Source organism: Pseudomonas sp. HMSC067G02, assembly GCF_001813485.1.
Lineage (GTDB): Bacteria > Pseudomonadota > Gammaproteobacteria > Pseudomonadales > Pseudomonadaceae > Pseudomonas > Pseudomonas aeruginosa.
Genome location: NZ_KV812692.1, coordinates 35,732 through 49,098, shown reverse-complemented (window position 1 = coordinate 49,098; position 13,367 = coordinate 35,732). Strand labels below are relative to the sequence as shown.

Genomic DNA, 13,367 nt, shown 5'->3' with positions numbered 1-13,367 from the left:
TGCCCGGATAGCCCTCGGCATACTTGTTGGTCAGACCGCTGCCCTGCGCCTGCATGACCCGCTTGCTGGTGTAGTTCTCCGAGGCGATCAGTTCGAGATGGTCTTCCTGGCGGGCCTCTTCGGCGTCCATCGCGGCGAGCAGTTCGTCGTCGTAGCCGCGGATCTGGTCATGCTTGCTGAACATCGCTGGGTCTCCCTGCGGCGCCGGAACCGCGCCGGAATGGCTGCAACGGGACACGCGGTCCCTTTGCCAGCGATGGTATGACCGGCCCTGCCGGCCCAGATGCCTATGCACGCCACGGGGAGGTGCGTTTGCGACATGGCGGTGGGATTCGGCAACCGATGCGGAACGCCCCGGGCTGGCGCTAAACTGCGTGCTCTTCGTCTTGCGAGAACACCATGAAACGCCCGCTGATCTTCCTTTCCGCCGTGCTGCTCGGCGCATCCCTGCAAGGGTGCGGGGGCGGCGATGAAAAGCAGGCCGCCGCGCCTGCGCTGCCGGCCGATTCCTGCACCGGCCATGAACTCGAAGTGGCCTTGCCGCCGGCCGGCAAGCCACTGTTCGGCTACGACTTCCTCTCCCGCCAGTGCGGCTACAACGATGCCACCGTGGTCTTCGGCGCCGCCGACGACAGCAAGCGCCTGGAGATCGTCCTCACCGACACCGGCCTGCCGGCGCCGCCGACCGAGGGCGACGCGGTGGCCTATCGGGCGGCGCAGGACAAGCTGCGCGAGATGACCCAGACCAACCTGACCCTGCTCCACAAGACCCGCGAGACCGCCCTGAAGAACGGCACCGCCGAGCGCTTCGGCGGCGAGGACTACCTGCCGCTGATCGATACCACGCGAATGGGCGACCCGTTGGGGGTGATGGTCCCGGCCAAGGGCGAGGAGGGCGTCTCGACCCTCAGCGGAGTGATCAAGAACCGCTACGTACTGACCCTCAGCACCCGCGACATGCCCAATGGCGGCAGCGCCACGGCGATGCGCCAGGTGCTGGTGCCGTTCGTCGAGCAGATGAAGCTGACCAAGCTACCCTGACAGACTGTGCCGGCACGTACCCGTACCGGCGCGACCGCACGGAGCCCCACGAGGGCTCGGCAACCGTTCCATCCGAGGCCCACATGACCGATAACACCCAACAGTTCGCCAGCGACAACTATTCCGGTATCTGCCCCGAAGCCTGGGCGGCGATGGCCGAAGCCAACCGCGGCCACGAGCGCGCCTATGGCGACGACCAATGGACCGCACGCGCTTCGGACTACTTCCGCCAGTTGTTCGAGACCGATTGCGAAGTGTTCTTCGCCTTCAACGGCACCGCCGCCAACTCCCTGGCCCTGGCCGCGCTGTGCCAGAGCTACCACAGCGTGATCTGCTCGGAGACCGCCCACGTCGAGACCGACGAGTGCGGCGCGCCGGAGTTCTTCTCCAACGGCTCCAAACTGCTGCTGGCGCAGACCGAGGTCGGCAAGCTGACCCCGGCGTCGATCCGCGACATCGCTCTCAAGCGCCAGGATATCCACTATCCGAAGCCGCGCGTGGTGACTCTCACCCAGGCCACCGAGGTCGGCACGGTGTACCGCCCGGACGAGTTGAAGGCGATCAGCGCCACCTGCAAGGAACTCGGCCTGCACCTGCACATGGACGGCGCGCGCTTCTCCAACGCCTGCGCCTTCCTCGGCTGCTCGCCGGCGGAGCTGAGCTGGAAGGCCGGGGTCGACGTGCTCTGCTTCGGCGGCACCAAGAACGGCATGGCGGTGGGCGAGGCGATCCTGTTCTTCAACCGCGACCTGGCGGAGGACTTCGACTACCGCTGCAAGCAGGCCGGCCAACTGGCCTCGAAGATGCGCTTCCTCGCCGCGCCCTGGGTCGGCGTACTGCAGGACGATGCCTGGCTGCGCTACGCCGATCACGCCAACCGCTGCGCGCGCCTGCTGGCCGAACTGGTGGCCGACGTTCCCGGCGTCAGCCTGATGTTCCCGGTAGAAGCCAACGGCGTGTTCCTGCAGCTTTCCGAGCCGGCGATCGAAGCCTTGCGCGCGCGCGGCTGGCGCTTCTACACCTTCATCGGCGAAGGTGGCGCGCGTTTCATGTGTTCCTGGGATACCGATATCGAGCGGGTCCGCGAACTGGCGCGGGACATCCGCCTGGTGATGGGCGCCTGAGTCCGCTCTCGGCCGCCTCCATGAACCGGGGCGGCCGCTCTTTCCTCAGTTCTTGTGGATAACTCTGTGGGCTAACTGTTCGGGAGCTATGCAAAAGTGCCCCCGGCAACACCCTCCCTATCTCCGCCGGGGGTGTTGGAAGCCTTTATCCACGCGGTTCCACTCCCATGCCAGGAGAACCTGGCCAATCCACAAACACTGTGGAGTCGAATGTGAATAACGTGTTCGCAGTCGCTTCCGCGCGGCGCCCTGCCGGGCTCTTCGGAGGTTGGTCGGTTTTTGAGCGAAAACAGCCGTTTGTGAAAGGACGATGAAGGTTCAGGTGAAAAGCGCTGACGAAACGGTGACGGGCATTGTCCCTGCGGGACCCAGACAGGCCTGTGGATAGAAAAGCAAGGAGCGAAGTGGGGGCAAATGCCGCAAACCCCCTGCGCGGACGTAACGGCTTGAGGAAAAAGACAAAATTCTCCCGCTCCGATGGCGGTGGAACAGCGGTTGCGGCCGCCGCCGGGAATTTCCCCCAATTCCTGTTGAGGTCAGTGTGCAGAGCCTGTTTATAGAATGCTGGGAGCCAGAGGGCCCGCGCCTTCCAGGCTATTGGTCAAGAATTGAGCGGATTTTCTGTCAACAGGCTGCCGGCTTGCTTTAGGGGGCATGTGCACAAACGCAGGGTTGCTCACAAAAGGCCTGGAAAGCCTTGTGGACAACCTGTATGGATAGTTCTGTAAGCCTTATAAGGTAAGGCCTGCATGGAGTTGGTCAATAAATGGTCAGGCCGGGCGGGAAGGGATGAAGAGCCAGAATAGGCCAGGTTTTTTCTTCATCCTGTGAATATTTTTCTGGTTTTCCCCAAGGGGAGTGTAAAGCCCTGTGGAAAAATTGTTCGCTCACGCTTGGGGCGGCCGGACGGCGGGGTCTCTGGCGGATTGATCGTTAAATGAGCAGGAGACTGCGCCTAGCGCGAGCGGAGGAGAAGCGCGATTTACCCGGAGGGGTAGCCGGATGTGCTGGCGGAGCCCATGCGCCAGGGCGAGTGGACATCGTCGGTATAGCGATCGTTGACCCGCGGGGTATCAGGGGGGGTCTCATGGACCACACGGTCTGTGGATAAGTCTGTGATCAACCTACCCTCGAAAGGCCTCTCCAGAGATCGGCAAGGGCTTTGTTCCTGGAGCCTGAAACCAACTTGAAGTTGTCGTTTTTACCTTTAACTTCAAATGCTTACAATCGATCGTCGAGAACGCCAAGGTGGCGAGAAGACACCTGTATGGAATTCCAGTCCGAATGTGGACAACCTTGGCGCCCTGGTGTTTTCAAGTATGAGAAGGACAGAGCTGCGCGATGGCTCTGGTGGTTGGCCGGAGCCTTGATTACCCTTGGCTTTTGCCAGGAAAGTGGGATGGATCATGGATGATCGGATGTCAGACAAGCCGCTCGGCCGCTTGTTGCTCGAAGGCCTCGGCGAGATCGCCTGGATCGCCGTGCTGGTGGCCCTTGGCGTCCTCCTGCCGTTGCCGCTGGTAGCGCTGGGTTGGGCGCTGCTGCTGGGCGCCGAGTGGGCCATGGATCGTTGGCGCGGCAAGGTGCCGTATCGCCTGCAACAGGCGCTGTTCTTCTGGGTTCTGGGTGGCGGCATCGCCCTGGGCCAGGCACTGCCGGGCTTCTGGCTGGGACTGGGCGGTGGCTTGCTGGCGGTGATCGGCGGCGTGCTGCTGCAGATCCGTTTCGAGCGTGGCCTGCGCCTGGAGCGCCAGGCTCCGCAGGCGCTGGACGTACCGCTGCCGGCGGGAGGTAGCGCCTGGGGCGGCGAAGCGCCCGAGCGAACCCCCGAGGGCGAGCCGATCCGCCTGTTCGACGGCGGCGAGATCGCCATGGGCGGCCCGCTGGTATGCCACTACCTGATGCCCGACGGTTGCTTCATCCCCGACTGCAATCCTTCGGCACGCTTTTCCAGCGATGGCTGCCACTTCGTTTCGCCGATACCGAGCCGAGGCGCGTGGGGCCTGGCGATCTTCGACCGGCAGGAGCGGTTGCTTTACCGCTGTGCCGTGGACAACTTCTGGGAGCTGGACAGCGTCACCGAGCGCGAGGTGATCGGCCGGCACAGCCCGCTGACGTCCAACGCACCGCAGCGCCTCGAGCTGCAGGCGCTCAAGGCCGGCAGCGAGGCCGAGGCCTTCGTTGCCATCGGTGACCTCTGGCTGCCCGAAAGCGAATGGCAGCGCTGGAGCGGGGATCTGCGTGCGCAACCGCTACCGTCCCCGCTTGGCGGGCCCGCGCTGGAAATCCGCCCCTGGCTGCCGGCCAGCCTGCTGGCCCTGGACGATCCTTTCGCGCCGCTGCGCGCCAACCGCGGCGAGCTGTGGATAAACGGCGAGGCCAGCGGCCTCTACCTGTCGCGGGAAGCGCCGCCATTGGCTTGGAACGATGACGGCCGGGCGCTGGCGCTGCAGGCAGCAGGCGAGCCCCTGGGGCAGGATACCTACTGGCTTTGGCGAGAGGGTGGCGGCCTGCGTGCGCTGGGCGCGCCGTGGTCGGCGTTGCCCGCCGAGCCCCATGCCGGCGGGCCCGAACTGCTCGGGCTGGAGGATGGCTGGCTGCGTTTCGGCCTGGACCTGGCGCAACCCTGCCTGACCTACGAACGCTACGGCACGCTGGGTTCGTACAGCCATTCCAGCCTCTACCTTCTGCACGCTCGCGATGCGGACGACCGGCCGCGCTGGCGCGAGGCCGACATGCCGCGCCTGGACCTGTTGCTGCCCCTGGATGGCGCGGCCGGCAGGCCGGGATGCCTGTTGCAGAGCGCACCGCTGGCCGATGGCAGCCGGGCCGTCTGGGAGTGGTTGCGCGACGATCAGGAGGCGGAGCGCGGCGCCTATGCCTTGCGCCTGGGCGACTGGCGCCTGGATGGCGAGTGGACGCTCGACCACCGCGTGTCCGATTGCGGTCGCTACCTGGCCCTGGTGGCCTTCGCCGAGGCGCCGACCCTGCCGCAGCGCCTGGCCATACTCGATAGCCGGGAGCGGCGTCTGGAGTGGCTCGCCGAGCCGCTGGCCGATCTACACCTGCAAGGTTTCATCGATGGCCAGGTGCATCTGCTCCACCTGCTCGGCCGCAACGCCTACCAGCCGCCGGGCGGGCCGGGCGAAGGCGACCCCGGCCTGTTGCGCCGCTTCGACGAAGGCTTGCCCGAGCTCGGCGCCTGGCACGCATTCGGCCGCTTCCACGACGACTGGCGGCATTACTACGAGCAGGCGCGGGTGGCGTTCGATGGCACGGCCTGGCGGCTGTGCCCCGCGTCGCGCTGGCTGGACGCACCGCCGCGGCCCTGGAGCGACGGCGACTTCGTCTTGCCGTCGGTGGGCGCGAAGGACGCCGCCTGGGGCTTCGGTTTCCACTACGAGGGCATGCACCGCGACGAGGACGTGCGCGCCGGGTTCAGCCGCGACGGCTACCTGCTGACCGCGTCGGGCATCGGCTTGGGCAACCTGGCGGCGCCAATGATCTGGTCGGCGGACGGTCGCTACCTGGCGCTGACCCGGCACGTCCAGCGCTACGAGGAAAGCGAGCTGGAGCGGGACCAGTGGCGCCTGCTGCTGCTCGACGTGCAAGAGCGGACGTTGCGTCGCTACCGCGACGACCTCGGCGAGTACCCGTGCTTCGACAGCTTCGACGACGACCTGTGCTTCCGCTGCGCGGGGACGGGGCGCTACGTGCTGGCCCTGGACTCGCTGCTGAAGGCTCCCGCCGAGCCGCTGCAGGCCTGCGTCGGACGCTGGCTGCCGGCCGAGGAGCTGCCGCGGCGGCGCTACTGGGAGCGCCTGGCGTTTCCCTCGCGTCCTCAGTAGTCGATGACCACGTCGCCCTTGGGCACGCTGCAGCAGGAGAGGATGTAGCCTTCGGCGACATCCTCGTCGGTGATCCCGCCGTTGTGCTCCATCTCCACCTCGCCGGCGGTCTTCATTACCTTGCAGGTGCCGCAGATGCCCATCCCGCAGGCCTTCGGAATGTGCAGGCCGAGCTTGGCGGCGGCGGCGTGCACGGTTTCCCCGGGGCTGACGCGGATGCTCTTGCCGGTGGCGGTGAATTCCACCTGGTGCTGGTCGGCGACCGGTACCTCCGGCGCCTCGGCGGCTTCCGCGGCCAGTTCCCTGACGTCGGCGCGGACCTCCGGCGGAGTCGGCCCGAAGGCTTCCTCGTGGTAGCGGCTCATGTCGTAGCCGTGGCCCTGCAGCAGGTGCTTCACCGCGCTCATATAGGGCGTCGGGCCGCAGCAGAAGATTTCCCGCTCGAGGAAGTCCGGGGCGATCAGTTCCAGCATGCGCAGGTTCAGGTAGCCACGGTAGCCGGCCCAGGCTTCGCCGAGGCCGTGGCGCTCGCAGATGATGTGCAGGCTGAAGTTGTCGATCCGCGAGGCCATGTGCTCCAGCTCGCGGTGGTAGATGATGTCCTTCGGCGAACGGGCGCTGTGGACGAAGACCATGTCGACGTTGGCGTTGGTGTCGAAGAACCAGCGCGCCATGGACATCACCGGGGTGATGCCGACCCCGCCGGAGAGGAACAGCACCTTGTCGGCCGGGAAGTCGATGGCGTTGAACAGGCCGACCGGACCGTGCACCGGTAGCTCCTGGCCTTCCTTGAGGTTGTCGTGCAGCCAGTTGGAAACCCGCCCGCCCGGCACCCGCTTGATGGTGATGGAGAAGCTGTAGGGCACCGAGGGCGAGCTGGAGATGGTGTAGGAGCGCATCACCGGCTCGCCGTCGATCTCCAGCTCCAGGGTGACGAACTGGCCCGGCTTGAAGAAGAACAGGATCGGCTGGTCGGCCATGAAGCAGAAGGTGCGCACGTCCCAGGTTTCCTGGATGACCTTGACGCAGCGCACGAGGTGCCGGCCGTTGGCCCAGGTCTGGGTGGTGACCGGATTGAGGAAGTTGCTCGACATGATGATCTCTCCGTGCGCACGGGGCCGAACGATGGCCTGATGGGGCGGATTGTGCGCATCGCCGTGGCCGCTCATTTACCTGCCAGCGACATTTACATGCTTATCGCGACCTGCCTGCTGGGGCGCGGCCCGGAGCGTCGGAAACGGATGCGGTCATGTCGCCCATGGATAAGGTCGGCGGCGGGCGCGGGCCCACACTCCAGACCAGCCGAGACGAGGGTTTGCATGAACCCCGGGAGGGTAGAGCCCGGACGTGTAGAGCGACTGACCTTCATTCCCGCCACGGCGGGGCCCGTCCATCGGCAGGGCGGGATTCCGGACGCCGCGCCGGGATGAGGAAGGCTGTGAACGCCACCTTGCGTAGCAACCGTATCAGCCACTTTTTCCGCCGCCACCCGCGCGGGGGCGGCATGAGGAGTTACCGATGGACGTCACTTCCACCCTGAGTCTCGGCGATCCCCTGGAACCGGCCCGCAAGGCCACCGCCGACATGCTGCGCAGCCGCGACCACAGCTTCTCGCTGCCGCAGCCCTTCTACTGCGACCAGCGCCTGTTCGAGATCGACATGCAGGAGATCTTCCACAAGGAATGGCTGATCGCCGGCATGACCTGCGAGATTCCCGCCAAGGGCAATTTCCTCACCCTGCAGATCGGCAAGAACCCGGTCCTGGTGATCCGTGGCGCCGAAGGCCAGGTGCATGCTTTCCACAATGTCTGCCGGCACCGCGGCTCGCGCCTGTGCGTGAGCGAGAAAGGCAAGGTGGCCAAGCTGGTCTGCCCCTACCACCAGTGGACCTACGAGCTGGATGGCCGCCTGCTGTTCGCCGGCACCGAGATGGGCGCCGACTTCGACATGAAGGAGTACGGCCTGAAGCCGATCCAGGTGAAGACCGCCGGCGGCTACATCTTCATCAGCCTGGCGGAGAACCCGCCGGCCATCGACGACTTCCTGGCGACGCTCGAGCACTACATGGAGCCGTACGACATGGAGAACGCCAAGGTGGCGGTGCAGACCACCATCCGCGAAGCCGCCAACTGGAAGCTGGTGATCGAGAACAACCGCGAGTGCTACCACTGCAACGGCTCCCACCCGGAACTGCTGAAGACCCTGCTGGAGTGGGACGACGTCACCGACCCGCGCGCCAGCCAGGCGTTCAAGGACCAGGTGGCGGCCTGCACCAGCGCCTGGGACGCCGAGAAGATCCCGTACGCCCATGCCAGCTTCGGCCTGCGCAATCGCATCGTGCGCATGCCGCTGCTGGACGGCACGGTGTCGATGACCATGGACGGCAAGCAAGGCAGCAAGAAGCTCATGGGCCGGATCAAGAACCCCGACCTCGGCTCGATGCGCATCCTGCACCTGCCGCACTCCTGGAACCACTGCATGGGCGACCACCTGATCGTCTTCACCGTGTGGCCGATCAGCGCCCAGGAAACCCTGGTCACCACCAAATGGCTGGTGCACAAGGACGCGGTGGAAGGCGTCGACTACGACGTGGCGCGCCTGCGCGAGGTATGGGACGCGACCAACGACCAGGATCGTCGGCTGGCCGAGGAGAACCAGCGCGGGATCAACTCCGACGCCTACCAGCCTGGTCCATACTCGAAGACCTACGAGTTCGGTGTGATCAATTTCCTCGACTGGTACAGCGAGCGCATGCTGAACAACCTCGGCGAGGAGTCCGCCCACGTGCGCAAGGTGGCCGGCAGCTGAGCCGGACGAGGCGCCCCCTGGCGGGGCGCCGCTGCGGAGGAAAGGTCATGGACAACCTGCTGTTCTACGTCAGTTCCGCTTTCGTCAGCCTGCTGCTGGCCTGGAACCTGTTCGCCTGCTGGCGCCGCCAGCGGCCGCCGGAGAAGTCCCGGCCCTGAGCCCGCGCGCACGCCTTGCCTCCCACCTCCGCCCCCTGACAGCCTCCCAGCAAAAGGACTAAGGTGGGAGGACTCAACCTGAACGGGCCGCTCAAGGGCGGCCTCTGGAGGCAAGCGTGGAAAACAATCCCCTGTGGGCCGAACTGGGCAAGCACTGGAAACTGGTGGCCCTGCGCGGCGTGGCGGCGCTGGTGTTCGGCGTCCTGACCCTGCTCTCGCCGGCCCTGGCGCTGACCGTGCTGGTGCTGTTCTGGGGCGCCTACGCGCTGGTGGACGGAGCGTTCGCCCTGATCGCCGCGTTCAACATGCGCAGCGATGGGCAGTTCAACTGGCCGCTGGCGCTGGTCGGGGTGATCGGCGTGGCGGCCGGCCTGGTTGCGTTCTTCTGGCCGCAGCTGACCGCCATCGGCCTACTCCTGATCATCGCCGGCTGGGCGCTGGCGATGGGCATCTTCCAGATCGTCGCGGCGATCCGCCTGCGCAAGTCGATCCAGAACGAATGGTGGATGATCCTCTCTGGTGCCATCTCGGTGCTGTTCGGCGTGCTGATGATCGCCAACCCCGGCGCCGGGGCGCTGGCGGTGGTCTGGGTGATCGGCGCCTACGCGGTGTTCTTCGGCGTGTTGCTGGTCATGCTCGCGCTGCGCTTGCGCAAGACTTCGACCCTGAAGGCCTGACGCGGTGGCGGCGAAGCCGGCGGAGGAAACGCGCTGGTGCCTGTGGCGCCAGGACGACAACGGCAATGCCTTCGTCATGCGCCGCGACCTGACGCGCGACGAGGCCTGCGCGCTGGTCAAGGACTACCAGGCGCGCGGGCATCGGCAGCTGTATTGGGCGAGTCCGCAGGCGCGCGACTAGCCGGATGCCCCGGCGATCCGCTCGACCAGCGCCTCCAGGCGCTGCTCCACCGCCCGCAGGCGCGGCGACTCGCCGTCGTTCGCGCCGAGCTGGCGGGCGCAGAGATTGAGCGCGGAGAGCACCACCAGCTCGTTGCTGGTGACGTAGGGAAACTTGCGCTTGTTGGCGTCCACTTCCGCCTGCAGCAACGCGGCGGCGTCCGCGAGGGCCCGCTCCTCGCCGGCCGGCACGCGGATCGAATAGTCCCGGCCGAGGATCGACAGGACCTGGACGCCGTCGCGGCTCATGCGCTAACCGGTTGCTGCGCGCTGAGGCGCTCGACCAGGGCTTCCAGGCGGGCCTGGGTGCCGCTCTGCTTTTCTTCCTGCTCGAGCATGGAGAGTTGCAGGGTTTCGTTTTCCTCGGTGGCCTGGCGCAGCTGCTGCTGAAGCTGGTCGTGGCTGTCGCGCAGGGCCTGGTTCTGTTGCAGTAGCTCGGCTACCAGGGTTTCCAGGCGTTCCAGGGTGTTCTCCAGCATGATCTCGTCCCAGTCGTTCAAAGGGCGCGCAGGATAAAGAAAAGCGCCTGCCGAAGCCAGGTCCGTGGTCGGTTGCCAGGCTTCGGCACCCGGCTTCACCAGTGAAAGCTGCCGCCCAGCGAGTAGTGCCCGGGGTCGGCGACGAAGGGATCGCGATCGGTGGCCGGCGGGCAGTTGCGCCGCTTCAGGCAGTCATCGGCGCGCTCGGCGTAGCTGCGTTCGTCGCCGCTGACGCGGACGTCCGGAAGGATGCCGGAGAAGGAGGGATAGCCCTGGGCGCAGCCGACCAGGAACAGGAACGGCAGGAAAGGGAAGAGGCGTCGGCTCATGGGGATACTCCGGTGGGTGGGGATCATTGGGGTTGCTCGACGATGCGGCGGATGGTGCCGCCGCAGATGTCGGTGAAGCAGCGGTCGTAGTCGGAACCGCAGTTGAAGTTGCCGGAGCCGCCGAAGCCGTTGTAGCCGAACGAGGAGGAATAGCCTGGTGCCAGGCATTCCTTGCGCGCCTGCTTCTTGCTCTTGCCCTGGCTGCAATAGTGGTAGCTGCGCCGTTCCGCTTCGCGCAGGCGGTTTTCGTTCTGCCATTCCAGGCGCGCGAGGCTTTCGCACTGGCTCTGTTGCGTGCGGCACTGGGCGACGCAGGTGCGTCCCGCCTCGCTCGGCGGCATCACGTACTGGTAGCGGACGGAGGGGCCGCAGCCCGAGATCAGGGCGAGCGCGAGCGCAACGCCCGAGAGGTTCAGGTGTCTGTTCATGGTTTCTGGTTGGGAAAGGGTGGAGCGGGGATCAGTCGTCCGCGACGTATTCCAGGATGTCGCCCGGCTGGCAGTCCAGGAAGGCGCAGATCTTCTCCAGGGTGTCGAGGCGGATGCCCTTGACCTTGCCGTTCTTCAGCAGGGACAGGTTCTGTTCGGTGATACCGATGGCTTCCGCCAGCTCCTTGGAGCGGACCTTGTTCTTCGCCAGGATGACGTCTAGTCGGATGATGATCATGGGGTCGTCATATGAAGGCTCTTACTTCTTCGTCCAGTTTCCTGGCTTCGCTCATCATCAGGCCGAACGAGCAGAGAAAGATCGCCTTGAGGAACTCGTAGGCCGCTTCGGAAGTGAGTCCTATCGAAACGCTCAGGACACGCTCGCCGTCGGGCAGGTCGAGAGATAGTACAAGACCTTGCAGCGTATTGATAAATGGCTGGAGCAAGAGTGCCAGGAAGGACAGCAGGCCGATGTGCACCAGGGTCCTGGCGTTGCGCTGCGACCAGCGTTCGCCCTTGGCCAGGCGGCGGAAGAACAGGCCGGTGAGCGCCAGGCCGAACGCGGAAAGCAGGGTCGGCAGGTAGTCCAGCAGCATCAGCAGCGCCCGGCTGCTCCAGGACAGGACGAAGCCGTCGCTGGCCAGGCGCGGCATTTCATCGCTCCAGGCCTGCAGGTAGCCCTGCTCGCTGAGGCCGGAGAACCAGAGGTGGGTGTTCGCTCCGAGTTCGATGCAGGCCATGCCCCAGGCCAGGATGGCGCAGAGCATGCCGAGCAGATAGAGCTTGTGGTTGCTGAGATGCGTGGACAGCGCCATGCCGGGTTCCCCTGTGTGTTTCGCGTCTGGATGGCGAAACTAGGGAATAAATTATCGTAATACAATAATTTATCGTCACCACGTCATAACTTGTGATCTGGCGCACAGTGCGTTCTGACCCGCTTCAGCGGATCACGCCTTCCTCGCGCAGGAGCTTGAAGATGGCTTCGGCGCCGGCTTCCGCCGAAAGATCCTTGAGTACCTGCCCGGTACCGCCGGAGGCCTTGGCGGTGGCGGCTTTCATCCGCTCGGCGCCGGTCTTCGCCTTGATTACCTTGAGCCGCTTCGGGCGCGGCCGGGCCGGTTGCAGGCTGTCTTCGGCGAGCAGCGGGTCGTCGACCACCTCCACCTCATGGGCCTCGATCTCGCCACGCCTAGCCGGGCCGAAGGCGCTCTGCCGGGCCACCGGCGCGGCATTGTCGACGCTGGCGACGAACGGCAGGCGTACCCGCAGTCGGCGTCGCTGGCCGCGAGGCAGAGCCTGGAGGACCTGGGCGCTGCCGTCTTCGACCTTCTCGACCTCGGCCAGGCCGACCACCAGTGGCCAGCCCAGGCGCTCGGCGAGGAGGAAGGGCAGCATCCCGGAGCCTTCCCCGGTTTCCGCCTGGCTGCCGGTGAGCACCAGTTGCGCGCGAGAGTCGCGCAGGTGCTCGGCCAGTGCGGGCAGGGCGTCGGCGCCGGCCGGCTGTTCCAGCACGGACAAGCGTTCCAGGCCCATGCCGAGATAGCCGCGCAGCGCCTCGGCGTGCGGGTCGCCGGCGTGCAGCACCTGTAGGCGTGGGCCGCTCAGGCGCAGGCCGAGTTCCACCGCGCGGGCGTCCTGTTCGGCACGGCGCGGGCGTCCGGAGGCGGGGTGGGCGCCGATGGAGACCAGCGCGACGATGTTCAGCTCAGTCATGGTTCGATACCGATGAAAGGTACGTGGAAGCGGGTTCAGGCCGCATCGCGGGCGGCGCCGTTGCGGTGTGCCTCGGCCAGGCGGATCAGCGCGCGGAGGATTTCCGTCGAGTCGCCGATCACCGAGAGATCGGCGCGCTTGATCATGTCGCAGCCGGCGTCGCGGTTCACCGCCACCACCTTGTCGCAGGCGCCGATGCCCTGCAGGTGCTGGATCGCCCCGGAGATGCCCACCGCCAGGTAGACCCGCGCGGTGACCCAGGTACCGGTGGCGCCGACCTGACGGTTGCGCGGCATGTGCCCGTCGTCCACCGCCACCCGCGAGGCGCCCTCGGTGGCGCCGAGGGCGGCGGCGGCCTGGTGGAACAGCGCCCAGTCCTGCACGCCGTTGCCGCCGGAGAGAATGAACTCGGCCTCGGCCATGGGGATCCGCGCCGGGTCCACGGCCACCGGGCCGAGGTCCTCGATGCGTGGCAGGTTGCGCGCCACCTGCGCGGCCATGTGCAGTTCGCGAGCCTCATGGCGGGTTTCGCTGACCGGCTCC

At 66.3% G+C, this 13,367-nt stretch carries 15 protein-coding genes and 1 pseudogene; 6 read left to right on the top strand and 10 right to left on the bottom strand.

Annotated elements, in window-relative coordinates; all coding sequences use genetic code 11:
- A pseudogene (gene glyA, locus HMPREF2914_RS18630) lies at nt 1-184 on the bottom strand (serine hydroxymethyltransferase); the annotation flags it as partial.
- Between the two features lie 215 nt (nt 185-399).
- Here glyA and HMPREF2914_RS18625 point away from each other — a divergent pair.
- The 3 genes from HMPREF2914_RS18625 to HMPREF2914_RS18615 all read left to right on the top strand — a co-directional run bounded on the left by HMPREF2914_RS18625 (nt 400) and on the right by HMPREF2914_RS18615 (nt 6,013).
- Entirely contained in the window at nt 400-1,041 is a 642-nt protein-coding gene (locus HMPREF2914_RS18625; protein WP_023092777.1) for a hypothetical protein, read from the top strand.
- An 83-nt stretch (nt 1,042-1,124) separates the two neighbouring features.
- Nucleotides 1,125-2,165 carry a threonine aldolase family protein gene (locus tag HMPREF2914_RS18620; protein ID WP_003096773.1) on the top strand — a complete coding sequence of 347 codons (1,041 nt, stop codon included), beginning with the start codon at nt 1,125-1,127 and terminating at the stop codon, nt 2,163-2,165.
- A gap of 1,418 nt (nt 2,166-3,583) precedes the next feature.
- Nucleotides 3,584-6,013 (top strand): hypothetical protein, encoded by a 2,430-nt coding sequence (locus HMPREF2914_RS18615; protein WP_023980363.1) that lies wholly within the window; start codon nt 3,584-3,586, stop codon nt 6,011-6,013.
- Here HMPREF2914_RS18615 and gbcB read toward each other — a convergent pair.
- Nucleotides 6,007-7,107, bottom strand: a complete 1,101-nt coding sequence (gene gbcB / locus HMPREF2914_RS18610; RefSeq protein WP_003096769.1) for a glycine-betaine demethylase subunit GbcB — start codon at nt 7,105-7,107, stop codon at nt 6,007-6,009. The genes HMPREF2914_RS18615 and gbcB overlap by 7 nt on opposite strands.
- A 424-nt stretch (nt 7,108-7,531) precedes the next feature.
- Here gbcB and gbcA point away from each other — a divergent pair, with 424 nt between their 5' ends.
- From gbcA to HMPREF2914_RS18595, 3 genes are all read left to right on the top strand, one after another.
- On the top strand, nt 7,532-8,821 hold the full coding sequence (gene gbcA, locus HMPREF2914_RS18605; protein ID WP_003096766.1) for a glycine-betaine demethylase subunit GbcA: 1,290 nt from the start codon (nt 7,532-7,534) through the stop codon (nt 8,819-8,821).
- A gap of 274 nt (nt 8,822-9,095) precedes the next feature.
- Nucleotides 9,096-9,656 carry an HdeD family acid-resistance protein gene (locus tag HMPREF2914_RS18600; RefSeq protein ID WP_003096765.1) on the top strand — a complete coding sequence of 187 codons (561 nt, stop codon included), beginning with the start codon at nt 9,096-9,098 and terminating at the stop codon, nt 9,654-9,656.
- 4 nt (nt 9,657-9,660) lie between these two features.
- Nucleotides 9,661-9,837: a hypothetical protein gene (locus tag HMPREF2914_RS18595; RefSeq protein WP_003096763.1), complete on the top strand. Its 177-nt coding sequence runs from the start codon at nt 9,661-9,663 to the stop codon at nt 9,835-9,837.
- Here HMPREF2914_RS18595 and HMPREF2914_RS18590 read toward each other — a convergent pair.
- From HMPREF2914_RS18590 to HMPREF2914_RS18555, 8 genes are all read right to left on the bottom strand, one after another.
- The gene (locus HMPREF2914_RS18590; RefSeq protein WP_003105708.1) at nt 9,834-10,124 is read right to left on the bottom strand and encodes a cell division protein ZapA; all 291 of its coding nucleotides are present in this window, start codon (nt 10,122-10,124) and stop codon (nt 9,834-9,836) included. The two genes, HMPREF2914_RS18595 and HMPREF2914_RS18590, sit on opposite strands and share 4 nt — an antisense overlap.
- Nucleotides 10,121-10,354, bottom strand: a complete 234-nt coding sequence (locus tag HMPREF2914_RS18585) for a hypothetical protein (RefSeq protein WP_003105710.1) — start codon at nt 10,352-10,354, stop codon at nt 10,121-10,123. Before HMPREF2914_RS18585 ends, HMPREF2914_RS18590 begins: the two co-directional genes overlap by 4 nt.
- A gap of 95 nt (nt 10,355-10,449) precedes the next feature.
- Nucleotides 10,450-10,683 carry a hypothetical protein gene (locus tag HMPREF2914_RS18580; protein WP_003142075.1) on the bottom strand — a complete coding sequence of 78 codons (234 nt, stop codon included), beginning with the start codon at nt 10,681-10,683 and terminating at the stop codon, nt 10,450-10,452.
- Nucleotides 10,684-10,706: 23 nt separating this feature from the next.
- Entirely contained in the window at nt 10,707-11,111 is a 405-nt protein-coding gene (locus HMPREF2914_RS18575) for a hypothetical protein (protein ID WP_003117179.1), read from the bottom strand.
- 31 nt (nt 11,112-11,142) lie between these two features.
- Nucleotides 11,143-11,349, bottom strand: coding sequence for a helix-turn-helix domain-containing protein (locus tag HMPREF2914_RS18570; RefSeq protein ID WP_003096753.1), 207 nt, complete (start codon nt 11,347-11,349; stop codon nt 11,143-11,145).
- Between the two features lie 7 nt (nt 11,350-11,356).
- Nucleotides 11,357-11,926 (bottom strand): hypothetical protein, encoded by a 570-nt coding sequence (locus HMPREF2914_RS18565; protein WP_003096751.1) that lies wholly within the window; start codon nt 11,924-11,926, stop codon nt 11,357-11,359.
- A gap of 124 nt (nt 11,927-12,050) precedes the next feature.
- Nucleotides 12,051-12,824 carry an electron transfer flavoprotein subunit beta gene (locus HMPREF2914_RS18560; RefSeq protein WP_003105716.1) on the bottom strand — a complete coding sequence of 258 codons (774 nt, stop codon included), beginning with the start codon at nt 12,822-12,824 and terminating at the stop codon, nt 12,051-12,053.
- A 35-nt stretch (nt 12,825-12,859) separates the two neighbouring features.
- Nucleotides 12,860-13,367 (bottom strand): electron transfer flavoprotein subunit alpha/FixB family protein (locus HMPREF2914_RS18555; RefSeq protein ID WP_139148218.1); only part of this gene is annotated, 508 nt, incomplete at its 5' end.

Excerpts from the sequence above, each read along its gene's own strand:
- HMPREF2914_RS18560 (WP_003105716.1), bottom strand. The coding sequence starts at position 12,824 with ATGACTGAGCTGAACATCGTCGCGCTGGTCTCCATCGGCGCCCACCCC.
- HMPREF2914_RS18565 (WP_003096751.1), bottom strand. The coding sequence starts at position 11,926 with ATGGCGCTGTCCACGCATCTCAGCAACCACAAGCTCTATCTGCTCGGC.
- gbcA (WP_003096766.1), top strand. The coding sequence starts at position 7,532 with ATGGACGTCACTTCCACCCTGAGTCTCGGCGATCCCCTGGAACCGGCC.
- HMPREF2914_RS18575 (WP_003117179.1), bottom strand. The coding sequence starts at position 11,111 with ATGAACAGACACCTGAACCTCTCGGGCGTTGCGCTCGCGCTCGCCCTG.
- HMPREF2914_RS18580 (WP_003142075.1), bottom strand. The coding sequence starts at position 10,683 with ATGAGCCGACGCCTCTTCCCTTTCCTGCCGTTCCTGTTCCTGGTCGGC.
- HMPREF2914_RS18615 (WP_023980363.1), top strand. The coding sequence starts at position 3,584 with ATGTCAGACAAGCCGCTCGGCCGCTTGTTGCTCGAAGGCCTCGGCGAG.
- HMPREF2914_RS18625 (WP_023092777.1), top strand. The coding sequence starts at position 400 with ATGAAACGCCCGCTGATCTTCCTTTCCGCCGTGCTGCTCGGCGCATCC.
- HMPREF2914_RS18585 (WP_003105710.1), bottom strand. The coding sequence starts at position 10,354 with ATGCTGGAGAACACCCTGGAACGCCTGGAAACCCTGGTAGCCGAGCTA.
- gbcB (WP_003096769.1), bottom strand. The coding sequence starts at position 7,107 with ATGTCGAGCAACTTCCTCAATCCGGTCACCACCCAGACCTGGGCCAAC.
- HMPREF2914_RS18570 (WP_003096753.1), bottom strand. The coding sequence starts at position 11,349 with ATGATCATCATCCGACTAGACGTCATCCTGGCGAAGAACAAGGTCCGC.
- HMPREF2914_RS18620 (WP_003096773.1), top strand. The coding sequence starts at position 1,125 with ATGACCGATAACACCCAACAGTTCGCCAGCGACAACTATTCCGGTATC.
- HMPREF2914_RS18590 (WP_003105708.1), bottom strand. The coding sequence starts at position 10,124 with ATGAGCCGCGACGGCGTCCAGGTCCTGTCGATCCTCGGCCGGGACTAT.